This is a genomic window from Streptomyces sp. P9-A2 (assembly GCF_036634175.1).
In the GTDB taxonomy this organism is placed as follows: Bacteria; Actinomycetota; Actinomycetes; order Streptomycetales; family Streptomycetaceae; genus Streptomyces; species Streptomyces pratens.
The window spans coordinates 5810621-5832353 of the sequence record NZ_JAZIFX010000001.1 but is presented as its reverse complement, the minus strand read 5'-3'; the positions used below and the strand labels follow the sequence as shown (position 1 = coordinate 5832353).

19 protein-coding genes are annotated in these 21733 nt (G+C 72.4%); 7 read left to right on the top strand and 12 right to left on the bottom strand.

The window, feature by feature from the left end; genetic code table 11:
- Positions 1 to 4: 4 nt before the first annotated feature.
- Entirely contained in the window at positions 5 to 592 is a 588-nt protein-coding gene (gene rsmD / locus V4Y04_RS26575) for a 16S rRNA (guanine(966)-N(2))-methyltransferase RsmD (protein WP_332430846.1), read from the bottom strand.
- A 63-nt stretch (positions 593 to 655) separates the two neighbouring features.
- Positions 656 to 2893, bottom strand: coding sequence for an ATP-dependent DNA helicase RecG (gene recG / locus V4Y04_RS26570; RefSeq protein WP_332430845.1), 2238 nt, complete (start codon positions 2891 to 2893; stop codon positions 656 to 658).
- Between the two features lie 371 nt (positions 2894 to 3264).
- On the opposite strand from recG, the gene V4Y04_RS26565 reads away from it, so the two are divergent.
- Positions 3265 to 5115, top strand: a complete 1851-nt coding sequence (locus V4Y04_RS26565; RefSeq protein ID WP_332433010.1) for an HSP90 family protein — start codon at positions 3265 to 3267, stop codon at positions 5113 to 5115.
- Complete coding sequence (locus tag V4Y04_RS26560; protein ID WP_332430844.1) at positions 5112 to 8138, top strand: tetratricopeptide repeat protein; 3027 nt, start codon at positions 5112 to 5114, stop codon at positions 8136 to 8138. Before V4Y04_RS26565 ends, V4Y04_RS26560 begins: the two co-directional genes overlap by 4 nt.
- A 504-nt stretch (positions 8139 to 8642) precedes the next feature.
- On the opposite strand, the gene V4Y04_RS26555 is transcribed toward V4Y04_RS26560, so the two are convergent.
- Entirely contained in the window at positions 8643 to 10361 is a 1719-nt protein-coding gene (locus tag V4Y04_RS26555) for a DAK2 domain-containing protein (protein ID WP_332430843.1), read from the bottom strand.
- A 267-nt stretch (positions 10362 to 10628) separates the two neighbouring features.
- Here V4Y04_RS26555 and rpmB point away from each other — a divergent pair, with 267 nt between their 5' ends.
- Positions 10629 to 10814, top strand: a complete 186-nt coding sequence (gene rpmB, locus V4Y04_RS26550; RefSeq protein ID WP_004924906.1) for a 50S ribosomal protein L28 — start codon at positions 10629 to 10631, stop codon at positions 10812 to 10814.
- A gap of 153 nt (positions 10815 to 10967) precedes the next feature.
- On the opposite strand, the gene thiD is transcribed toward rpmB, so the two are convergent.
- Positions 10968 to 11819: a bifunctional hydroxymethylpyrimidine kinase/phosphomethylpyrimidine kinase gene (gene thiD, locus V4Y04_RS26545; protein ID WP_332433009.1), complete on the bottom strand. Its 852-nt coding sequence runs from the start codon at positions 11817 to 11819 to the stop codon at positions 10968 to 10970.
- Between the two features lie 89 nt (positions 11820 to 11908).
- Positions 11909 to 12874: a thiamine-phosphate kinase gene (locus tag V4Y04_RS26540; protein ID WP_055572421.1), complete on the bottom strand. Its 966-nt coding sequence runs from the start codon at positions 12872 to 12874 to the stop codon at positions 11909 to 11911.
- A gap of 218 nt (positions 12875 to 13092) precedes the next feature.
- Between V4Y04_RS26540 and V4Y04_RS26535 the strand changes: the two genes are divergently transcribed.
- A complete protein-coding gene (locus tag V4Y04_RS26535) occupies positions 13093 to 13326 on the top strand; it encodes an Lrp/AsnC family transcriptional regulator (RefSeq protein WP_004983019.1) in 234 nt (77 codons plus the stop codon).
- A 20-nt stretch (positions 13327 to 13346) separates the two neighbouring features.
- Positions 13347 to 13853 carry a DUF3515 domain-containing protein gene (locus V4Y04_RS26530; protein WP_332430842.1) on the top strand — a complete coding sequence of 169 codons (507 nt, stop codon included), beginning with the start codon at positions 13347 to 13349 and terminating at the stop codon, positions 13851 to 13853.
- Between the two features lie 169 nt (positions 13854 to 14022).
- On the opposite strand, the gene V4Y04_RS26525 is transcribed toward V4Y04_RS26530, so the two are convergent.
- The 3 genes from V4Y04_RS26525 to V4Y04_RS26515 form a co-directional block, all read right to left on the bottom strand.
- Positions 14023 to 15180, bottom strand: a complete 1158-nt coding sequence (locus tag V4Y04_RS26525; RefSeq protein WP_332430841.1) for a D-alanine--D-alanine ligase family protein — start codon at positions 15178 to 15180, stop codon at positions 14023 to 14025.
- Between the two features lie 94 nt (positions 15181 to 15274).
- Positions 15275 to 16285 carry an NAD(P)H-dependent glycerol-3-phosphate dehydrogenase gene (locus V4Y04_RS26520; protein WP_332430840.1) on the bottom strand — a complete coding sequence of 337 codons (1011 nt, stop codon included), beginning with the start codon at positions 16283 to 16285 and terminating at the stop codon, positions 15275 to 15277.
- Complete coding sequence (locus tag V4Y04_RS26515) at positions 16282 to 17223, bottom strand: lysophospholipid acyltransferase family protein (RefSeq protein ID WP_332430839.1); 942 nt, start codon at positions 17221 to 17223, stop codon at positions 16282 to 16284. The genes V4Y04_RS26520 and V4Y04_RS26515 overlap by 4 nt, the downstream gene beginning before the upstream one ends.
- Before the next feature lie 158 nt (positions 17224 to 17381).
- Between V4Y04_RS26515 and cofC the strand changes: the two genes are divergently transcribed.
- Positions 17382 to 18020 carry a 2-phospho-L-lactate guanylyltransferase gene (gene cofC / locus V4Y04_RS26510; RefSeq protein WP_332430838.1) on the top strand — a complete coding sequence of 213 codons (639 nt, stop codon included), beginning with the start codon at positions 17382 to 17384 and terminating at the stop codon, positions 18018 to 18020.
- Between the two features lie 9 nt (positions 18021 to 18029).
- Positions 18030 to 18233: a hypothetical protein gene (locus V4Y04_RS26505; RefSeq protein ID WP_332430837.1), complete on the top strand. Its 204-nt coding sequence runs from the start codon at positions 18030 to 18032 to the stop codon at positions 18231 to 18233.
- 160 nt (positions 18234 to 18393) lie between these two features.
- Here the strand turns inward: V4Y04_RS26505 and V4Y04_RS26500 are convergent, their stop codons facing one another.
- From V4Y04_RS26500 to leuC, 4 genes are all read right to left on the bottom strand, one after another.
- Entirely contained in the window at positions 18394 to 19029 is a 636-nt protein-coding gene (locus V4Y04_RS26500; protein WP_332430836.1) for an HU family DNA-binding protein, read from the bottom strand.
- 136 nt (positions 19030 to 19165) lie between these two features.
- A complete protein-coding gene (locus V4Y04_RS26495) occupies positions 19166 to 19396 on the bottom strand; it encodes a hypothetical protein (protein ID WP_332430835.1) in 231 nt (76 codons plus the stop codon).
- Between the two features lie 265 nt (positions 19397 to 19661).
- A complete protein-coding gene (leuD, locus tag V4Y04_RS26490; protein ID WP_332430834.1) occupies positions 19662 to 20264 on the bottom strand; it encodes a 3-isopropylmalate dehydratase small subunit in 603 nt (200 codons plus the stop codon).
- Between the two features lie 2 nt (positions 20265 to 20266).
- The gene (gene leuC, locus V4Y04_RS26485) at positions 20267 to 21697 is read right to left on the bottom strand and encodes a 3-isopropylmalate dehydratase large subunit (RefSeq protein WP_332430832.1); all 1431 of its coding nucleotides are present in this window, start codon (positions 21695 to 21697) and stop codon (positions 20267 to 20269) included.
- Between the last annotated feature and the right edge of the window lie 36 nt (positions 21698 to 21733).

The window sequence follows — 21733 nt, the reverse complement described above, 5'->3', positions numbered from 1 at the left end:
CCGGTCATCGTGCGTCTTCGCACGTAGAGGCGGCGCGACCGTACCAAAACGTTCCCTCTCCGTAGCGACGGGCCCGGAGCGCTTCGAAACCGGGCGGCCACGCGAATTCCCCGCCTCTGGTGCTGCGCTCCACGGTGACGAGAGCTTCGTCGGTGAGCCAGCCCCCGGTACGGAGTGTGAGCAGGATCTCGCGAAGATCGTCGTCGGAGACGGCGTACGGGGGGTCGAGGAAGACGATGCCGTACGGTTCGGCCGGCGGGGGCGTACGGATGATCTGTTCCGCTTTGCCCGGTCTGATCTCGGCGCCGGGCAGCCCCAGTGCCCTGACGTTGCCCCGGACCGTGCGGACGGCTCTGGCGTCGGCCTCGACCAGAAGGCTGTGCCCGGCTCCCCGGGACAGGGCCTCCAGGCCGACGGCGCCGGAACCGGCGTACAGGTCGAGGACGCGCTCGCCGTCCAGCGGGCCGCCGAGGAGGGCCTGCCAGGTGGAGAACAGGCCTTCGCGCGCGCGGTCGGAGGTGGGGCGGGTGCCGTCGCCCGGCGGTACGTCCAGGCGGCGTCCGCCGGCCCGGCCGGCGATCACGCGGGTCATGTCCTCGTCCTTAGTCCTTGTCGGTGTGCCGCCCGGTTCCCGGAGGCCGGCCGTCCCAGTCTGTCAGCCCTTCTCCAGGTACTGCTCCCTCTCGTCGTCCAGCAGAGCCGCCAGCGCGGTGCGCAGTCCCGGCAGGCGCTCCAGCTCGGGGTCGGCGGCGACGACCGCGGTGGCCTCCTCGCGGGCCTGGGCGATGATCTCCTCGTCGTCGATGACGGCGAGCATGCGCAGGCTGGAGCGGGTGCCGGACTGGGCCTGGCCCAGGACGTCGCCCTCGCGGCGCTGTTCGAGGTCGAGGCGGGAGAGTTCGAAGCCGTCGAGGGTGCCGGCGACCGCGCCGAGCCGCTGCCGGGCCGGGCTCGCCCCGGGCATCTCGGTGACGAGCAGGCACAGGCCGGGGGCCGAGCCGCGGCCGACCCGGCCGCGCAGCTGATGGAGCTGGGAGACGCCGAAGCGGTCCGCGTCCATGATCACCATGGCGGTGGCGTTGGGGACGTTGACACCGACCTCGATGACGGTGGTGGCGACCAGGACATCGGTCTCACCGGCGGCGAAGCGGCGCATGACGGCGTCCTTGTCGTCCGGCTGCATCCTGCCGTGCAGGACCTCCACGCGGAGGCCGCTCAGGGGCCCCCCGGCCAGGTGTGCGGCGACGTCGAGGACGGCGAGCGGCGGGCGTTTCTCGGCGTCGTCCGCGGAGGACGCGGGTTTCGCCTTACCGGCCTTCTTCGGATCGTCCTCCTCGTCCCCGATGCGCGGGCAGACCACGTACGCCTGGTGGCCGTTCTCGGCCTCCTCGCGGACCCGCTCCCAGGCGCGGGCCAGGAAGTGGGGTTTGTCGGCGGCGGGGACGACATGGCTGGCGATGGGCGAGCGGCCGGCCGGGAGCTGGTCGAGGACGGAGGTCTCCAGGTCGCCGAAGACGGTCATCGCGACCGTGCGCGGAATGGGGGTGGCGGTCATGACGAGCAGGTGCGGGGGCTGTTTGCCCTTGCCGCGCAGGGCGTCGCGCTGTTCGACGCCGAACCGGTGCTGCTCGTCGACGACGACCAGGCCCAGGTCGTGGAACTGCACCTTGTCCTCGATCAGCGCGTGGGTGCCGATCACGAGGCCGGCCTCACCGGTGACCAGGTCGAGCAGGGCGTGGCGGCGGGCCGCCACGCCCATCGAGCCGGTGAGCAGCACCACCTTCGTGGCGTTCTCCGCCCCGCCCAGCATGCCGCCCTCGGCCAGCTCCCCCATCATCTCGGTGATCGACCGGTGGTGCTGCTGGGCGAGCACCTCGGTGGGCGCGAGCATCGCCGCCTGCCCGCCGGCGTCGACGACGGCGAGCATGGCGCGCAGGGCGACCAGGGTCTTTCCGCTGCCGACCTCGCCCTGGAGCAGGCGGTGCATGGGGTGTTCGGTGGCGAGGTCGGCGAAGATCTCGCCGGAGACCTTCCGCTGGCCGTCGGTGAGCGTGAAGGGGAGCCGGTCGTCGAAGGCGGCCAGCAGGCCGTCGGGCCGCGGTCTGCGGGCGACGGCGGGGAGCAGGGTGTCGGTGTGGCGGCGGCGGGCGAGGGCTACCTGGAGGACGAAGGCCTCGTCCCATTTCAGGCGGGCGCGGGCGTCCTCGGCGTCCGCCCTGGTGTGCGGGCGGTGGATCTTCAGCAGGGCCTCGGGGAGCGGGAGCAGACCGCGCCCCTCGCGCAGCGTGCCGGGGAGGGGGTCCACGGCGTCCCGGGCGTGGGGCAGAACGGTCTGGAGCGCCTTGCCGATCTTCCAGGACTCCAGTTTGGCGGTGGCCGGGTAGAGCGGGATGAGGGCGCCGGCCCAGGTCTCGACGCTCTCCTCCGGATCGCCCCGCAGCAACTCGTACGCGGGGTGGGCGAGCTGGAGGCGGCGGTTGAAGACGGATACCTTGCCGGCGAACATCGCGCGGGTGCCCGGCAGGAGTTCCTTGTGCGGCTTGTGGACTCCGCTGCCGAAGAAGACGAGCTGGAGCCGGCCGCTGCCGTCCGTGATGGTGACCTCCAGGCGCTGGCCCTTGCCGCGCGGGGCCTTGGCGGAGGCGAAGGTGTGCAGGCGGGCGTCGGCGACCTGGGCGACCACGGTGACGTGCTCGTCCATGGGGAGGTCGGCGAGGTGGGTGAGCTGGCCGCGCTCCTCGTATCTGCGGGGGTAGTGGTGGAGGAGGTCGCCGACCGTGTGCAGGCCGAGGTGCTCGGCCATCACCTTCGCGGTGGGAGGGCCGAGCACCGACTTCAGCGGCTGTTGCAGTGGGTCCTGGAACGGTTCTTGCAGTGCGGGCACGGGATCCATTGCACACCACCCCACTGACAAAGCGGGAACGCCCGTACCCCAGCCCCTGTCGTCCGGCTCGGACCGTCCGCGCGGAGGGCGGGCCGCGCGGAGGGCGGGCCGCGCGGCGTGAGGTACGTGCTCCCGGCGCGTCGGGCCCTGAGCCCCGTACTGCCTGAGCCCCGTACTGAAGGAGCCCTGGTCCGGGCCCGGTGCGGCGAGTGGGGATCTCCCGCTCGAAGAGCTTGGGGGAGGATCGGGAATTCCCTGGTCAGGGGAGTCTCCCGGGCTCTAGGATGACGCGCCAACGCTCCGGCCATCCCCGCGGTCACCGCCTCACCGGGACCGCCCGACCCCGCGCCGTCAGAGATCCCCCCACCGGCGCCGTGACGATGGACTCCCAGATCTCTCAGGCACCCCAGGCATCCGGTCCGCCCTCATCACCCCATACGTTCCAGGTCGACCTCCGCGGCCTGGTGGACCTGCTCTCCCATCACCTCTATTCCAGTCCCAAGGTCTATCTGCGCGAGCTGCTGCAGAACGCGGTGGACGCCATCACCGCCCGCCGCGCCGAGGATCCGGACGCCCCCGCCCGGGTGCGGCTGTCCGTGGAGGCGGGCGCACTGCGGGTGGAGGACACCGGCGTCGGCCTCACCGAGGCGGACATGCACCGTCTGCTCGCCACCATCGGGCGCAGTTCCAAGCGCGCCGAGGGTCTGCAGGAGGCCCGCTCGGACTTCCTCGGGCAGTTCGGCATCGGGCTGCTCGCCTGCTTCGTGGTGGCCGAGCGGATCCGCGTGGTCAGCCGCAGCTCGCGGACGCCCGACGCGCCGCCCGTGGAGTGGACGGCACGCGACGACGGTTCGTACACGGTGCGGACGCTGCCGCACGGGGCGCGGCCCGAACCGGGCACCACCGTGCACCTGGTGGCGCGGGCCGGGTCCGCCGAGTGGCTGGCCGAGGAGCGGGTCCTGTCGCTGGCCCGGGACTTCGGCTCGCTGCTGCCGTACGACGTACGGGTGGGCGAGGAGGCGGTCACCGAGCTGCCCGCGCCCTGGGACCGCGCGTATCCGAGCCCCGCGGCCCGCAGGGTGGCGCTCGCCCGGCACTGTCACGACCTGTTCGGCTTCACCCCGCTGGACTCCATCGACCTGGACGTGCCGCTGGCCGGGGTGCGCGGAGTGGCGTACGTGCTGCCCTCGGCGGTCAGTCCGGTCCGGCGCGCGGGGCACCGCGTGCACCTGAAGGGCATGCTGCTGACCGAGCGGGCCGAAGAGCTGCTGCCCGACTGGGCCTTCTTCGTGCGCTGCGTCCTGGACACGGACAGTCTGCGGCCCACGGCCTCACGCGAGTCGCTGTACGAGGACGAGACGCTGGCCGGGGTCCGCGAGGCGCTGGGCGAGCGGGTCCGCGGCTGGCTGACCGGACTGGCCGCCGGTGACCCGGAGCGGCTCACGGCGTTCCTGTCGGTGCACCACCTGGGGGTGAAGGCGCTGGCGCGGCACGACCGGGAGATGCTGCGCACCATGCTGCCCTGGCTGCCGTTCGAGACGACGGACGGGCGGCTGTCCCTGGAGGAGTTCGCGCAGCGGCACCCGATGGTGCACTTCACCCGGACGGTCGAGGAGTACCGGCAGGTCGCGCCGATCGCGTCCGCGCAGGGCATCGGCGTGGTCAACGGCGGTTACACGTACGACAGCGAGCTGGTCGAGGCGCTGCCGGCGGTGCGGCCGGGCACCGTGGTCGCCGAGCTGGACGCGGAGACGGTCACCGCCCATCTGGACGCGGTGGACCCGGCCGAGGAGCTGGCCCTGTCGGGCTTCCTCGCCGCCGCGCGGGCCAGACTGGATCCGCTGGGCTGTGACGTCGTCCTGCGCGCGTTCCACCCGCTGTCCGTGCCCGCGCTGCACCTGGACGACCGGGAGTCCCGGCACGAACAGGCGCGTGCCGAGGCGGAGTCGGGGGCCGACGACCTGTGGGCCGGCATTCTCGGCTCGCTGCGCGGCAGTGCCCCGCGGGCACGCCTGGTGCTCAATCATCTCAACCCGCTGGTGCGGCGGATCGGTTCGCTGGGCGACCCCGAACTCATCGGCACCGCGACCGAGTCGCTGTACGGGCAGGCGCTGCTCATGGCGCAGCGGCAGCTGCGGCCGGCCGACTCGGCGCTGCTCAACCGGGCGTTCCTCGGCCTGCTGGAGTGGGCCACCCACGACGACGAGTCCACGGGGGGCTCCCACCGATGAGCTCGATCACCGATTTCGATTCCCTGCGCCGCGCGATGGGCGAGAACTCCGAGCAGCCGGAGGGGCCGGCCCGCAACGCGCGCGCGGAGCACCTGCTGCTCGAGGCCGAGAAACTGAACATCCCGCTCGCCGTCATCGAGGCGCTCGGGCACCAGTTGAAGGTCTACAACTACAGCTCGGAGAAGGGAAAGATGTTCGTCCCCTTCGCGCGGCTGCTGCGCATGTGGGACGAGCGCCCCGAGGACTTCGACACGTACGAGACGCATGCGCTGCACTGGGTCTTCAAGTGGATGTCGGCCGGCATGCTCGACCAGCCGCACATCCCGCTCGCGTCGATCGAGAAGTGGCTCGGCGAGATGGAGCACCGCTACCGGCTGGCCGGTCATTCCGAACGGGCGGTGCGCAGCGCCGAGTTCAGTGTGGCCGCGCATGTCGGGGACATGCCGCGGGCCGAGCGGGCGTACGCCGCGTGGCTGGCCGCGGACCGGGACACCATGGCCGACTGCCACGCGTGCGAACTGCACGGGCAGGGCTGGTGGCAGGCGCACAACGGGCGGGACGCGGAGGCCCTGGAGCTGTGGCGGCCGGTCCTGGAGGGCGAGTTCACCTGCGCCCACGAACCGCACACGGCGCTCGCGTCCTCCCTGCTGCCGCTGCTGCGGCTGGGCCGCGTGGACGAGGCGCGCGCCCACCATCTGCGTGGTTTCCGGCTGGTCCGGCCCATGGAGAGCATGCGCGGCGCCTACGCGGACCACGTGGAGTTCTGCGCGCTGAGCGGCAACGAGGCGCGCGCCCTCGAACTGCTCGCGGAGCGGCCCGCCTACTTCACCGACGAGGGTCATCCGCGCAGCAGGCTGGACTTTCTGAGCGTGGTGACGCTGCTCATGGACCGGCTGACCGGGCTCGGCCTGGGCGGCACTCAGGTCCCCGGTCCGGCCGGGCGGACCTGGACCGCCGCGGAACTCGCCCCGCACACGCGGGCTCAGGCGCTCGCTCTGGCGGCCCGTTTCGACGAACGCAACGGCACGGAGTACGTCAGCGGGCGGGCCCGCGCGCGGATGGCGCGCCGCCCGCTGGTGGACCGGCTGCTGCTCGGCGTACGGCCGTCGGGCACGTCCCCGGTACGCGCGCCCGAGCGCCCGGTACGGCCGGTGGCCCCGGGTGCCGGGGCGTCGGCGGCGCCCGGCACGCGGTCCTCCGGCGATTCCGCGCCGCCCGCCCCCGCCCTGCCCGCGCTGCTCGTCGAGGCGCGGCGGATGTCGGACACCCTGCGGCCGCACGCCGTGGAGGCGTGGGCGGCGGTGGCGCACGCCGCCCAGGAGGCAGAGGCAGCGGGGAGCGACGTCGTCCTGGAGCCCCGCGACCGCGCGGAGATCGCCGACCACGAGGCGATGGCCCTCGGCCCCGGGGCCACCGGCCTCTTCGAGCGGGCCGCCGAGCTGTACACGGAGGCGGGCGACCCCGGGGAGGCCCTGGCGGCACGCGCGCGTGCCGCGTACGTCCACGCGCTGGCGGGCCGGGTGGACGAGGCGCTCGCGGCGGTGGCCGCACCGCACGAGGAGATCCTCTCGCTGTACGCCGCCGGCGGTACGGGCCTGCGGCAGACGGCGTCGGTGCTGATGGCACGGGCACGGATCCTGATCCGGCGCGTGCACGCCGCCGGGGAGGACCTGGAGGACACCGATCTGGAGCCCGTCCTGGAAGAGGCCGCGACCGCCGTGCGCGCGGTGCTCGCACTCGTGGAGGAGCACACCGGCGAGGACGTACGGCTCGCCGCGCGGGCCGCCGAGGCGCAGGCGATGCTCGGTGAGCTGGCGGGGCACGCCGGGGACGTGGAAACCGCCGCGGAACTGTCCGCGCGGGCCGCCGGGGCGTTCGTCGCGGCGGGGCTGCCGTGGTTCGCGGTGGAGTACGAGGCCCGGCTGGCGCAGCTCACCCACCATCTCGGCGACGTCGACGGCACCGAACGGGCGCTGCGGGCGGCCCTGGAGCACGGCGGGCCGTACCTGGAGCCGACCGGCCGGGCGCAGCTTCATCTGCAGCTCGCCGAGGTCACCGGCGGGCTCGGACGGGTGGCGGAGGCCGCGGACCACGCCCTGGAGGCGGCGCACTGGGCCGACGAGGCGGGCGAGGGGGCGTCGCTGGGGGCCTGGGCGCGGCATCAGCTCGGCGGGTTCCTGCTGCGGCGCGGGCGGTGGGCCGAGGCCGCCGAGGTGCTGGAGTCCGTACTGCCCGACGTGACCGCCGGGACGCACGGCGAGGGGGCGGTCGTACAGACGCTCTGGTGGCTCGGGGACTGCCTCGGTGAACTGGGCGAGCACCGGGCCGCCGCCGAGCGGCGGTTGCAGGCCGCCGGGATCGCCCGGGACTGGCCGGAGCAGCAGGACCACGCGACGCTGGCCCATCTGGCCGCGTCCAGTCTGGAGCAGGCGGGCCTGGCCGACGAGGCGGAGCGGGCCTACGCGCGTGCGGGCGAGCTGTGGCGCACGGTCGGCGACGTGCCCGGTCTGGTGCGCTCGCTGCGCGCCCGCGCGTGGCTCACGCTGCGCGGGGAAGCGGACCCGGACGGGGCGCGCGCGCTGATGGCGAACGCGGTCGAGGAGTGCGAGGCGGCGGTGGACGCGGCCCCGGACGACGGGACCCGCGCGCGTCTCACCGCCGATCTCGGCCACACCCACCTGCAGTTCGCGGACCTGCTGGTACGGGTGGAGGACGCGGGGGCCACGGACGACGACGGGGAGATCCTGTTCGAGGAGGCCGTGACCGCTCTGGACCGGGCGATCGCCGCGTTCGCTCTCCTGGGCCCGGACGCCCTCCAGGACCGCTCCGGGGCCGAACTGGCCGCGGCCCGGCTGGAGGCCGGCCTGGGCCGTCCCGCGGACGCGGCCGCACGCGCGCGTGCCGTCCTGACCGCTCACGGGAGCGCCCCGGAGGAGGACGAGGTGGCCCGGTCCCTGCGCGGCGAGGCGGAGCACCTCCTGAACACCGTCACGCGGGAGAAGCGGGAGCCCGTGGAGAACTGAGCCCGCCGGACGACGGCCGCGCGGGCCGGGCTGCCCCGTAACCCCCTCGCGCGCGGCCGCCCGTCACCGGTCAGGCGTGGGCGCAGGACCGGTGACGAGCGGCAGCGGGGCTGAGCAGGACGGCCGTACGGGGGCCCTCCCGCGCGCGTACGGCCAAGCACCTGCGGACGTCCGTGGGCAGGGCCCTTCCCACGCCTGCGCGACCGAGCGGCCGGGGCCGACGGCGCGGAGACCGGCGAGCGGCGACACCACGGCTCGGGCCGCCCGCGCGTCCGGCCGCCGCCGTCCGGCAGGGGCCCAGGACCGGTGACGTCCGGCCGCGGGGCCGAGCAGGACGGCCGTACGAGGCCCTCCCGCGCGCGCGGCTGGGCACTTTCAGACGTCTGCAAGTGCCCCACAGGGGCCTCCCACGCCCGTGTGACCGGGCGGTTCGGGCCAAGGGCGCGGAGCGGAGACCGACGAGCGGCGACACCACGGCTCGGGCCGCCGCGCGGGGAAGCGTCCTCACTCCACTCCGATGAGGAGCAGGGCGCCCTGTCTGCCGCCCTGGTAGAGGACCGTGTCGACGGCCAGGTAGCCCTCACGGACGTGGGTCTCCAGGCGGGTGGCGACGGTGTGGGGGGTTTCGTCGCCGAGGACCAGGGTGACCATCTCGCCGCCGGCGGAGAGCATGCGGTCCAGGACGGCCGTGGCGGTGGCCGTGACGTCGTCGCCGATCACGGCCACGTCGCCGTCGATGAGGCCGAGGACGTCGCCGGCCTGGCAGATGCCGGCCATGGTCCAGGACTGCCGTTCGGCGACGGCGATCTCGGCGTACCGGGTCGCGCCCGCCGCCGAGGTCATCGCCACCACGTCCTCGTCGAAACGGCGTTCCGGCTCGTGCACCGCGAGCGCCGCGATGCCCTGGACCGCGGAACGGGTCGGGATGAGGGCCACCCTGAGCCCTTCGGCGCGGGCCTGTTCGGCCGCCGCGGCTGCGGTGTGTCGCAACTCGGCGTCGTTGGGCAGCAGCACCACCTCGTGCGCGTGGGCCCGGCGTACGGCCTCGACGAGCTCACCGCTGGCGGGCGGCTCGCCGGGGCGGGCCAGCACCGTGGTCGCGCCGGCCCCGGTGTACAGGCCCGCCAGCCCTTCGCCGGGCACCACGGCCACCACCGCCCGCGCGGTGCGTTCCGCGGGCAGCCGGCCGGCGCCCGGGGCATGGGCGTCACCTGCGCCGAAGTGCGTGATCCGGATACGGTGCGGGCGCCCTGCCTCGACTCCCGCCTCCACGGCGGCTCCGGCGTCGTCGACATGGACGTGGACGTTCCACAGTCCGTCCCCGCCGACCACGACGAGCGAGTCCCCGAGGCCGTCGAGCCGCTGCCGCAACCGCTCCACGGCCGCGTCCTCGGCCTCCAGGAGGTAGATCACCTCGTAGGCGGGCCCGGTGACCGTGGCCTCCGTCACTTCCCCGCCGTCGGCGCATTCGGCGGGTTCGTCGTGCTCCGCGCCCGCGTGGGTTCCGGATCGTACGCGCGGGTACGTCCCGGCGGTGTTCCCGTACGCTCCGGGCGCGGGCCCTTCCGGCGTCTCCCCCGTGAACGTCTCCACCAGGGCCGCGAGCACCGCCACCAGCCCCCGGCCGCCCGCGTCCACCACGCCCGCCCGCCGGAGCACGGCCAGCTGGCCCGGCGTCGCGGCGAGGGCCGTGCGGGCTCCGTCGTAGGCCGCCCGCGCCACCTCCCCGCAGTCGCCCTCCGCACCGCCGGCCGCGTCGGCGGCGGCCGAGGCGACGGTGAGCACGGTGCCCTCCACGGGGTGGGCCACGGCCCGGCGCGCGGAGTCGGCCGCGGTCCGCAGGGCGCGTCGCAGCCCCTGTCCGTCGGCGTGGGCCGCCCCGTCCCCGGCCAGCACCTGCGCCATCCCCCGCAGGAGCTGCGCCAGGATCGTCCCGGAGTTGCCGCGGGCGCCGATCAGCGCCCCGTGGGCCATCGCCCGCGTCGCGTCGGCCAGCGTGGGTCCTTCGGGTCCCTCCGCCGAGTAGCCCTCGAACACCGCCTCGACCGCCGTGGCCGCGGACTCGACCGTCAGATAGAGATTCGTACCGGTGTCCCCGTCCGCCACGGGGTAGACGTTGATCGCGTCGATCTCCTCACGCGCGCGCCCCAGGGCCTCGAGCGCGAGTCCGCACCAGGCACGCACCGCGAGAGCATCGAAGAATGTCTGCGGCACCTGCGCCACCTGCGCCTCCCTGAGCTGCCGAACGTGTCACGCAGCGTAGACCTCGGGGGGCCGGACGGCGGAAGCGGGCCGGGGCGGGCCGCTGAGCTGCCATGCTGGTTTCGTTCTACCGGTTCAGCCGTTGTATGCTGCTCCGGTTGCCCGATCCGAATCGGGCCTCTCCCTGGCAGAGCCACTCAGATTCCCAAGAACTCCCCGAGTTCCGGCGTTCTGATCCCGGCATGCCGGGATCAACCGTAAGTGCATCTGAAGTCTTTGGAGTGACCCGTGGCTGCCAACTGCGACGTCTGTGGCAAGGGGCCGGGCTTCGGCAACAACATCTCGCACTCGCACCGCCGTACGCCCCGTCGCTGGAACCCGAACATCCAGCGTGTGCGTACCGTGGTGGGCGGGACGCCGAAGCGCGTGAACGCTTGCACCTCGTGCATCAAGGCCGGCAAGGTCTCGCGCTGACGCTCTCGGAGCGCGCGGCCACAGCTGGTTCACCGCACTGAGCCGGTCCACCTCGGGTGGGCCGGCTTTTTGCCATGCCCGCACGCGGCACGGGGGCGGCGCGGGCCCTGTCCCCGGTTGCCCACGCCGCCGTCCCCGGCCCGGGGTCCCGCCTCAGCTATCTCCGGACGCGAACCCGGACCCGGGGCCGGACCCGGACCCTGTGCCGTCCCCCCGCCGGAGCGCCCAGCCGTGATCCACCGGCCCGATACCGGTGCCCAGCGAGAACCCGGCCGCGATCGCCCCCGTGACGTACTCCTTGGCGGCCGTCACCGCCCGAGGCACCGACTGTCCCTTCGCCAACTGCGCGGCGATCGCCGAGGCGAGGGTGCAGCCCGTGCCGTGGGTGTGCCGGTTGTCGTACCTCGGGGCGCGCAGCCAGTGTTCCTGTGAACCGTCCGTGAGCAGGTCGACGGCCTCACCCGAGTCCCCGGCGAGATGGCCGCCCTTGATCACGACCCACCGCGGTCCGAACGCCAGCACCGCTTCCGCGGCCAGGCGGAAGTCCCGTTCCGACCGTACCCGCACACCGGTGAGCTGGGTCACCTCGTCCAGGTTCGGTGTGGCCACGGTCGCGACCGGCAGCAGCTTCGTCCGTACGGAGTCGAGCGCGGAGGCCGCCAGCAGCGCGTCCCCGTGCTTGGAGACCCCCACCGGGTCGACGACCACCGGCGCCCGGCTGCCGGCGAGCAGACCGGCCACCGCCTCGACGAGTTCGGCGGAGGCGAGCATGCCGGTCTTGACCGCCTGGACCCCGATGTCGTCGACGACGCTGCGGTACTGGGCCCGTACCGCTTCCACCGGCAGCGGCCAGGCGCCCTGCACGCCCAGGGAGTTCTGCGCGGTGACCGCGGTGATCACGCTCATGCCGTGGGTGCCCAGCGCGAGCATCGTCTTCAGGTCGGCCTGGATCCCCGCGCCTCCGCCGGAGTCCGAGCCGGCGACCGTCAGCACCCTCGGCGGCACCCTCGACGGCACTCCCGGCGGTACGGTCCCGGCGCCCGCGGTACCTCCGACGCCCTCCGTGCCCACGCCGCTCCCGGTGTCCCCGCCGCTCATGACTCGATGTCCGCGAAGTGGTCCCAGCCGCCCTGGGCGGTCCAGGGCGCACCGTCGACCGTCACCCGGGGCAGCGCCGAGGGGTTGAGCACCTCGCCTATCACCTTCCAGCGGGCGGGCAGTTTCACGTCAGGCGGGAAGGTGGCGACGATCGCGTGGTCCTCTCCCCCGGTCAGCACCCACTGCATGGGGTCGACGCCGACGGCCTGCCCGATGTCGTTCATCTGGGAGGGGATGTCGATCGCCCCGGAGCGGATGTCGATGCGCACCTTGCTGGCCTCGGCGATGTGCCCGAGGTCGGCGATCAGTCCGTCGCTCACGTCGCACATCGAGGTCGCCCCCAGCCCGGCCGCGGCGGGGCCCGCGTGGTACGGCGGTTCGGGCCGGCGGTGCGCCTCGACGAAGGCGCGCGGCGAGCGGAAACCGCGCGAGAGCACCGCGAACCCGGCCGCGGACCAGCCGAGCCAGCCGGTCACCGCGACGAGGTCGCCGGGCTGTGCGCCGCCCCGGGTCACCGGTTCCTGGTTGCGCAGGTCACCGAGCGCGGTGATCGAAACCATGATCGTGTCACCGCGTACGACGTCTCCGCCGACCACCGCGGCACCCGCCACCTGGCACTCGTCGCGCAGTCCGTCCATCAGCTCGGAGGGCCAGGTCACCGGCAGTTCGCCCGGGACGACCAGCGCGAGCAGCAGCGCGGTCGGCACGGCGCCCATGGCGGCGATGTCCGCGAGGTTCTGCGCGGCGGCCTTGCGGCCGACGTCGTAGGCGGTGGACCAGTCGCGGCGGAAGTGCCTGCCCTCGAGCAGGACGTCGGTGCTGGCCACGACCCTGCGGTCGGGCGCGGCGACCACGGCGGCGTCGTCGCCGGGGCCGATCCGGACCGCCGGGGTGGTGGTGAGGCGGGAGGTGAGCTCCCTGATGAGCCCGAACTCCCCGAGCTCACCAACCGTGCCCTTCATGTCCCCAGCTCCCCTTCTGTCCCGGTCCGTGCCCGGTTCCGTTCCCGGTCGCGAGTCGTTCCTGCCCTCGCTACGGTCGAAGTGACCGTCAACTTGTGTCCAGTGCGTACCCCGGCGCGCGGGGTCCGGTTTCCGCAGGTCTCCCCGCGACGAGCGATGACGCGATACCGTGGCGTTCCTTTTCCCCACATGATCCTCGTGGCCGCTCTGGAGGTTCCGTGGTACAGGCGTACATCCTGATCCAGACGGAGGTCGGCAAAGCGTCGACCGTCGCCGATCTGATCGGCAAGATCCCTGGAGTCGTCCAGGCCGAGGACGTGACCGGACCCTATGACGTCATCGTGCGCGCCCAGGCCGACACCGTCGACGACCTGGGGCGCATGGTGGTCGCGAAGGTCCAGCAAGTGGACGGCATCACCCGTACCCTGACCTGCCCGGTCGTCCATCTGTAGCCCCCGTCTACCCTGTGGCGGTGAGCTGCTTCCGTCACCGCCACCGTCACGCCGTCCTGTCCGCCCTCGCCCTGCTGATCACCACCGCGGGTTGCTCCTCAGCAGACGGCAGTGCGTCGGCGGCGGTTCCCAGCCCGGACGCGAAGGTCACCGAGCTGTGCCGGAACCTGGACGAGGTCCTGCCGTCGAAGGTGGACGGCAAGAATCGCGACGATCCCGAACCCGCGTCCGCACTGACCGCGGGCTGGGGCGGCGAGGCGATCATACTGCGGTGCGGTGTCGGGCAACCGCCGAAGATGGCGGATCCCAAGGTGGCCAACGGCAACGACCCGAAGGCGATGGCGGGCGGTGTCGACGGCGTCGACTGGCTGATGGAGCAGCAGGACGACGGGACGCACCGCTTCACGACCGCGAGCCGTGAGGCCTATGTCGAGGTGCGGGTGACCGACGGACGGGACAGCACGGGCGTACTGATCGATCTCGCCCCCGCCGTCAAGGAGGCGATCCCCGAGGGGATCGCCTCCTAGGGCGTGTGTCGAACGTAGCGCCGGCCGCCCGGAGGGCGGGCCCCGCGGCGTCATGGGGGTCCCCCCTGCTCGAGCGGAGCCGAGAGCTTGGGGGAGTGCGTGCCGGACACCCGGGGCCCGCGGGACTTTCGAAACCCGCCCTGGCTCGGTCTTCGACCCGTCCGGCGCCTCAGCGCAGGCCGGTCCGTCGTCGCAGCGCCGCCTGCACCAGCCGGTCCACCAGCTCGGGGTACTCGACACCGGTGGCCTGCCACATCTTCGGGTACATCGAGATGGGCGTGAAGCCGGGCATCGTGTTGATCTCGTTGATGACGAACTCGCCGTCCTCGGTGAGGAAGAAGTCCGCGCGCACCAGGCCTTCGCAGCCCGCCGCCTCGAACGCCTCCACCGCCAGCCGGCGCACCTCGGCCGTCTCCTCGCCGGTCAGCGGTGCGGGCACCACACCGGGCGTGGAGTCGATGTACTTGGCCTCGAAGTCGTAGTACGCGTGCGCGTCGGGCGGGGGGATCTCGGCGGGTACCGAGGCACGCGGGCCTTCCTCGAACTCCAGCACTCCGCATTCGATCTCGCGGCCGCGCAGGGTGGCCTCCACGAGGATCTTCGGGTCGTGCCGCTGGGCCTCGGCGATCGCCTCGTCCAGACCGGAGAGGTCGTCGACCTTGGTGATCCCGATCGAGGAACCCGCCCGCGCGGGCTTCACGAACAGGGGCCAGCCGTGCTCACCGGCGAAGTCGATGATCTTCTTGCGGGCGGTGGGCTCGTCGTTCTCCCACTCGCGGGGCCGGATCACCACGTACGGGCCGACCTTGAGCCCGAAGGAGGTGAACACCCTCTTCATGTACTCCTTGTCCTGCCCGACGGCGGAGGCCAGCACCCCGGAGCCCACGTAGGGAACACCGGAGAGCTCCAGGAGTCCTTGCAGGGTGCCGTCCTCCCCGTAGGGGCCGTGCAGTACGGGGAAGACGACGTCGACGTCGCCGAGCACCTTCGGTACCGAACCGGGCTCGCTGTAGACGACTTCGCGGTTCGCGGGATCGAGGGGGAGCACCACGGTGCCCTCGGCCGCGTCGGTGAGCTGGTCCACGCTGGGCTGGAGCCGGTCGACGATCGCCATGCGGTCCGGTTCGTCGACGGTGAGTGCCCAGCGGCCGTCCCGGGTGATACCGATCGGCAGGACGTCGTACTTCGCCCGGTCGATGGCCTTGAGGACGGCGCCGGCGGTGACGACGGAGATCCCGTGCTCGGAGCTGCGCCCGCCGAACACAATGGCCACACGCGGCTTGCGAGGCGGCTGCTCGGGGCTCTGGGGGAGGTTCTGGGTGCTCATATCGCGATGAGAGTACCCGGTGACCGCCTCCCTGATACAGCGCCCACGGTGCGGCAAACGGAGGGCTGCCACGGGGGTGTGCGCCCGTCGTCGCTCAGCGTCGTTCCGGCTTCGCGCTGCGCGACATCAGCTCCTTGAGGGCGACCACCGGGGGCTTGCCCTCGTGCACGATGCCGACGACCGTCTCGGTGATCGGCATGTCGACGCCGTGCCGGCGGGCCAGATCCAGCACCGACTCGCAGGACTTGACGCCCTCGGCGGTCTGTTTGGTGATCGCGACGGTCTCCTCCAGCGTCATGCCCTTGCCGAGGTTGGTGCCGAAGGTGTGGTTGCGCGACAGCGGCGAGGAGCAGGTGGCCACCAGGTCACCCAGGCCCGCGAGCCCGGCGAAGGTCAGCGGGTCCGCGCCGAGCGCGGCGCCGAGCCGGGTGGTCTCGGCGAGCCCGCGGGTGATGAGTGAGCCCTTGGCGTTGTCGCCGAGCCCCATGCCGTCCGCGATGCCGACGGCCAGCCCGATCACGTTCTTCACGGCGCCGCCCAGTTCACAGCCGACGACGTCGGTGTTGGTGTACGGGCGGAAGTACGGTGTGTGGCAGGCTGCCTGGAGCCGCTGGGCGACGGCCTCGTCGGTGCAGGCGACCACGGCGGCGGCCGGCATCCTGGCGGCGATCTCCCGGGCGAGGTTGGGTCCGGTGACCACGGCGATCCGGTCGGCGCCGACCCCGGCGACGTCCTCGATCACCTCGCTCATGCGCATGGCGGAGCCGAGTTCGACGCCCTTCATCAGCGATACCAGGACGGTGTCCTGGGCGAGCAGCGGCTTCCACCCGGCGAGGTTGCCGCGCAGCGTCTGGGAGGGGATCGCGAGGACGGTGAAGTCGGCGTCGCGCGCGGCCTCCGCGGCGTCCGCGGTGGCCCGCAGGTTCACCGGGAGTTCGACTCCGGGCAGGTAGTCGGGGTTGGTGCGGGTGGAATTGACCGCTTCGACGAGTCCCGGGCGTCGCGCCCACAGCGTCACGTCGCATCCGGCGTCGGCCAGCACCATGCCGAAGGCCGTACCCCATGATCCGGTGCCGAAGACGGCCGCCTTGACCGGCTTGCTCACGTGTTCAGCCCCTCTTCCCGCGCGGTGGCCCGTTTCCCGGCCCTCCGCTGTTCGTTCTGCCGTTCCTGGTGCCGGTCTTCCTGGTGCTGAGGGTCCCCCTGCGCCCCGCCCACCGGCGAACCGCCCGCCGGTGAACTGTGCGCGGACGACCGGCGTTCGGACGGACGGCGTTCGGTCGGACGGTCATGTCTCCTGCGCCGGGTCTGGGCCCGGGTCTTACGGCGCTGCTCCACGCGTTCGTGCTGCGGATCGTAGGGCTCCTTGGGAGCTTTCTCACCCCGGATCTCCTCCAGGTGGCGGGTCACCGCGGCCATGATGGCCTCGGTCGCCTCCTTGAGCAGCTCCGGGGTCATCTCCCGGCCGTAGAAACGGTCCAGGTCGACCGGCGGTCCGGCCAGCACACGGTGCGTCTTGCGCGGGAAGAGGCGGGGCCTGCCGGCGTACGGCGGCAGCACCTCGTTGGCGCCCCACTGCGCGACCGGGATCACGGGGCACCTGGTCTGCAGGGCGACCCGCGCGGCGCCGGTCTTGCCGGTCATGGGCCAGCCGTCCGGGTCACGGGTGAGAGTGCCCTCGGGATAGAAGGCGACGCATTCGCCGCGCTCCACGGCTTCGATCGCGGCCCGGAAGGCGCTGAGCGCGTCCGTGCTTTCGCGATAGACGGGGATCTGCCCGGTGCCGCGCATCATGGCGCCGACGAATCCCTTGTTGAAAAGACCGCTCTTCGCCAGGAATCGCGGAACACGACCGGTGTTGTACTGAAAGTGCCCATAGGCGAAGGGGTCGATGTGCGAATTGTGGTTCACCGCGGTGATAAATCCACCTTCAGCCGGAATGTTCTCCATTCCGTGCCAGTCCCGTTTGAGGAGAACCACCAGCGGAGGTTTGCAGATCACCGCGGCGAAGCGGTACGCGAAGCCGATTCTGCGGCGCGGCACAGAGACACCTTCCTCTAAGTCCTGGACCCGGGGGCCAGGCGGGCCGCACAAGTGTCGCCCCCGGCTGCCGGTCTGTCGAGAACACCGTACGCCCCGCGCCCCCGGCCACCGGATGCCGCGGGGGACAATGACGACGACGAGAGAGGGACGTAACACGCGTGCAGTGGACCTTGGTGGTACCCCTGAAACCGCTGGCCGAGGCCAAGAGCAGACTTTCCGACACCGCGGACGACACTTTGCGTCCGGGGCTCGCGCTCGCCTTCGCACAGGACACGGTCGCGGCCGCCCTGTCGTGCCGCGCGGTGCGGGAGGTGGTGGTCGTCACGGGCGATGCCCTGGCCGGCCGCGCGCTGGCCGCGCTGGGTGCGGGAATCATCGCCGACGAGCCGGGCAGCGGCCTGAACCCGGCACTGGCCCACGCGGCCGCCACCGTGCGGTCCTCGTGGCACGCGGGTCCCGTGGCCGCTCTCAACGCCGATCTGCCGGCGCTGCGCACGGCCGAACTGACGCGTGTACTGGAGAGAGCGGCCGCGTTCCCGCGCGCGTTCCTCCCCGATGCGGCGGGCGTCGGCACCACACTGCTCACGGCGGCGGCGACGGAGGACCTGCGGCCGTCCTTCGGCCCCGGCTCCCGGGCCCGGCACCGCGCGCGGGGAGCCGTCGAACTGCGTCTCGACGCGGTGGATTCCGTACGGCAGGACGTGGACACGGGGGACGATCTCCGGACGGCGCTGGCGCTGGGGGTGGGGCCCCACACGGCCGCCGCCGCCGCGCGGCTGCTGATCGCGGAGCAGTAGGCTGCGGCCATGCAGGCGACCGCGTACACCTACGACCCCGAGAGCCGCAGCGGCCAGGTGCTGCTGGACGACGGCACTCCGGTGCCCTTCGACGCGCCGGCGTTCGACGCGGGAGGTCTGAGGCTGCTGCGTCCCGGGCAGCGCGTGCGCATCGAGACCCGGGGCGAGGGCGAGGCCCGGCGGGTCACCCTGGTGACGCTCCAGACGTTCTGACCGGCGCATTCCCACCCGCGCGTGCCCACCCGCACGCGCCGATCGGCGTGGCCACGGGCGGCCGGTCACCGGCCCCGGCACGGAACACGTGGACCGGCACACCGCGGGCCGGACTCCATGACGGAGTCCGGCCCGGCGCGTGAGTACCGCTTCACTGCCGCTACTTCTTGCGGGCGCTGGTCTTCTTGACGGTGGTCTTGCGTGCGGTCGACTTCTTGGCGGGTGCCTTCGTGGCCGTCGCCTTCTTCGCCGGGGCCTTCTTGGCGGTCGTCTTCTTCGCGGCGGTGGTCTTGGCGGTCGGCGCGGCCGTCTTGCCGGCGGCCTTCTTGGCGGTCGTCTTGGCGGCGGTCGTCTTTCCCGCGGCCCGCTTCGCCGTCGTCTTCTTGGCGGTGGCCTTCTTGGCGGCGGCCGACTTCGCGGTCTTCTTGGCGGCGGCCTTCTTCACCGTCGCGGAAGCCCCGCCGGACAGGCTGCCCTTGGGCGCCTTCTTGACGGCGACCTCACCACCGCGCGGCAGCTTCTTCGAGCCGCTCACCAGGTCCTTGAAGCCCTGGCCCGCGCGGAAGCGCGGCACCGACGTCTTCTTGACCCGGACCCGCTCGCCGGTCTGGGGATTGCGTGCGTAGCGGGCGGGGCGGTCGACCTTCTCGAACGAACCGAAACCGGTGACCGAGACCCGGTCACCCGCGACCACAGCGCGGACGATGGCATCCAGGACCGCGTCGACGGCGTCGGCCGCCTGCTGACGACCGCCCATCTTGTCGGCAATCGCTTCTACGAGCTGCGCCTTGTTCACGTCTTCCCCTTCGGAGACATCGCCCGAACGAACCCGTTCAAGCGTTTTCGCACGTTAGGCAGATATATACCGCAAATCAAACACGAAACGGGCTTATCACCCTTGTGCCGCAACAAGCTCGGCCGCCTCGAGCGGTTCAGCGTTCCTCTTCGGGAAATCGACCCTCGTCGAGGTCCGCGATGAACCGCTCCAGCCGCTTTGCCGCACCGGCGAGATCGTGCTTGGCCGCGGCCGTAATGACCAGCAGCTTCCGGGCCAGCGCCATCCGTACGCCCTCCGGGACTTGCAGTGCGCGCACTCTTGCATGCGCTTCTTTGAGCCGGATCGCGACTTCCGTGTAGAGCTCGAGTTGGCCGTCGCGTTCCATGCACAGATTGTGCCATCTGGGGCGAGTTGTCGCCTGCTCAGGGGGCAACTGCGGCCTCGGACGGTGCTCCGAGCACACTCCGGGGTCACGCGCACGTGACACGTGTACCCCGACAACCACCTTCATAACGTGGGAAGTTGCAAGGCCTCAAGAGGACGCGCGGGTCCGAATGGGTGCAGACACGGCCGTACCCCCGATCGGACCGATCGGGGGTACGGGAGGGGGTGGGGGTGGCCGAAAGTCGACCTGCCGCCTGGACTTCGCCTCAGGCGTTCTGCGCCGAGAGCGTCTGCGGCTTGAACGACGGGCGCTTCGCCTCGTACGTGGCGATGTCCGCCTCGTTCTGCAGGGTGATGGAGATGTCGTCGAGCCCGTTCAGCAGCCGCCAGCGGGAGTTCTCGTCGAGCTCGAAGGCGGCGGTGATGCCCTCGGCGCGCACCTCACGGGTCTCGAGGTCGACGGTGATCTCGGCCTGCGGGTCCCGCTCGGTGAGCTCCCACAGGGCGTCCACGGTCTTCTGTTCGATGACGACGGTGAGCAGGCCGTTCTTCAGCGAGTTGCCACGGAAGATGTCGGCGAAGCGGGAGGAGATCACGGTCTTGAAGCCGTAGTTCTGCAGCGCCCAGACGGCGTGCTCACGGGAGGAGCCGGTGCCGAAGTCGGGGCCGGCGACCAGGACCGTGGCGCCCTCGCGCTCGGGGCGGTTGAGCACGAACTCCGGGTCCTTGCGCCAGGCCTCGAACAGCCCGTCCTCGAAACCGTCCCGGGTCACCTTCTTGAGCCAGTGGGCGGGGATGATCTGGTCGGTGTCGACGTTGCTGCGGCGCAGCGGGACGGCCCGGCCGGTGTGGGTGGTGAATGCTTCCATGGTTATCGGACTCCAGCGGGCGTACGGGTGTCGGCGGCGAGGTCGGCCGGGGAGGCCAGGTGGCCGAGGACCGCGGTGGCGGCGGCGACCTGCGGGGACACCAGGTGGGTGCGGCCCCCCTTGCCCTGCCGGCCCTCGAAGTTGCGGTTGGAGGTCGACGCGGAGCGCTCGCCGGGGGCGAGCTGGTCGGGGTTCATGCCCAGGCACATGGAACAGCCCGCGTGCCGCCACTCGGCGCCGGCCTCCTTGAAGACCACGTCCAGCCCCTCGGAGACCGCCTGCAGGCCCACCCGCGCGGAGCCCGGGACGACCAGCATCCGTACCCCGTCGGCGACTTTGCGGCCCTTGACGATGTCCGCGACGGCGCGCAGGTCCTCGATGCGCCCGTTGGTGCAGGAGCCTACGAAGACGGTGTCCACACTGATGGAGCGCAGCGGCTGACCGGCCTCCAACCCCATGTACTCCAGGGCCTTTTCGGCGGCGAAGCGCTCCGAGGCGTCTTCGTACGAAGCGGGGTCGGGGACCGCCGCGGAGAGCGGCGCGCCCTGGCCCGGGTTGGTGCCCCAGGTGACGAACGGGGACAGCTCGGTGGCGTCGATGACGACCTCGGCGTCGAACTCGGCGTCGTCGTCGGTGCGCAGCGTCTTCCAGTAGGCGACGGCCGCGTCCCAGTCCTCGCCCTTCGGGGCGTGCGGGCGGCCCTCGAGGTAGGCGAACGTCGTCTCGTCGGGGGCGATCATGCCCGCGCGGGCGCCGGCCTCGATCGACATGTTGCAGATGGTCATGCGGGCCTCCATCGAGAGCTTCTCGATGGCCTCGCCGCGGTACTCCAGGATGTAGCCCTGGCCGCCGCCGGTGCCGATGCGCGCGATGACCGCCAGGATCAGGTCCTTGGCCGTGACGCTGTCGGGCAGTTCGCCGTCGACGGTGATCGCCATGGTCTTCGGGCGGGCCATCGGCAGCGTCTGCGTAGCCAGGACGTGCTCGACCTGCGAGGTGCCGATACCGAAGGCCAGTCCGCCGAACGCGCCGTGCGTGGAGGTGTGCGAGTCTCCGCAGACCACGGTCATGCCGGGCTGGGTCAGGCCCAGCTGGGGTCCGACGACGTGCACGACGCCCTGCTCGACGTCGCCCAGCGAGTGCAGCCGGACGCCGAACTCGGCGCAGTTCGCCCGCAGCGTCTCCAGCTGGACGCGGGAGACCGGGTCGGCGATGGGCTTGTCGATGTCGAGGGTCGGGGTGTTGTGGTCCTCAGTCGCGATGGTGAGGTCGGTACGGCGCACCCTGCGGTCGCTCTTACGGAGGCCGTCGAAGGCCTGGGGGCTGGTCACCTCGTGCAGCAGGTGCAGATCGATGAAGAGGAGGTCGGGCTCGCCCTCGGCGCGCCGGACGACGTGGTCGTCCCAGACCTTCTCCGCGAGTGTCCTACCCATCGCTTTCCCTCCGGCCGGCATAGACGCGCCGGCCCA

Coding starts and splice junctions, on each gene's coding strand:
- rsmD (WP_332430846.1), bottom strand. CDS start 592: ATGACCCGCGTGATCGCCGGCCGGGCCGGCGGACGCCGCCTGGACGTA.
- recG (WP_332430845.1), bottom strand. CDS start 2,893: ATGGATCCCGTGCCCGCACTGCAAGAACCGTTCCAGGACCCACTGCAA.
- V4Y04_RS26565 (WP_332433010.1), top strand. CDS start 3,265: ATGGACTCCCAGATCTCTCAGGCACCCCAGGCATCCGGTCCGCCCTCA.
- V4Y04_RS26560 (WP_332430844.1), top strand. CDS start 5,112: ATGAGCTCGATCACCGATTTCGATTCCCTGCGCCGCGCGATGGGCGAG.
- V4Y04_RS26540 (WP_055572421.1), bottom strand. CDS start 12,874: ATGAAGGGCACGGTTGGTGAGCTCGGGGAGTTCGGGCTCATCAGGGAG.
- V4Y04_RS26525 (WP_332430841.1), bottom strand. CDS start 15,180: ATGAGCACCCAGAACCTCCCCCAGAGCCCCGAGCAGCCGCCTCGCAAG.
- V4Y04_RS26505 (WP_332430837.1), top strand. CDS start 18,030: ATGCAGGCGACCGCGTACACCTACGACCCCGAGAGCCGCAGCGGCCAG.
- V4Y04_RS26495 (WP_332430835.1), bottom strand. CDS start 19,396: ATGGAACGCGACGGCCAACTCGAGCTCTACACGGAAGTCGCGATCCGG.
- leuD (WP_332430834.1), bottom strand. CDS start 20,264: ATGGAAGCATTCACCACCCACACCGGCCGGGCCGTCCCGCTGCGCCGC.
- leuC (WP_332430832.1), bottom strand. CDS start 21,697: ATGGGTAGGACACTCGCGGAGAAGGTCTGGGACGACCACGTCGTCCGG.